Below are 208 nucleotides of genomic sequence, written 5' to 3'. Positions count from 1 at the left end.
GGCGGGGAACGAGAAGGTGGTCTCGCAGTCGGGGTCGTTCTCGCAGGCGAGGTAGACGCGGCCGGGCGCGAATCGGACGCGGAGGTCGCCATCGCAGTCGGGGCAGTCCCAAACTCCGTCGAACCGGTCGCTGACGGCGTCCTCCATCGGGTCGCAGGCGGGGTCGAGACAGAGGTGGAACGGCTCGCCGCGCTCGAAGCGGATCTTC

Annotated in this window: 1 pseudogene; it reads right to left on the bottom strand. The window is 69.7% G+C overall.

The features are described from left to right. Window positions 1-208 (bottom strand): annotated as a pseudogene (locus tag EXE44_RS20055) (topoisomerase DNA-binding C4 zinc finger domain-containing protein); the annotation flags it as partial.

This window comes from Halorubrum sp. SS7 (genome assembly GCF_005435055.1).
GTDB lineage: Archaea > Halobacteriota > Halobacteria > Halobacteriales > Haloferacaceae > Halorubrum > Halorubrum salinarum.
The sequence above is the reverse complement of the archived record's forward strand: the minus strand, read 5'-3'. Positions and strand labels throughout refer to the sequence as shown.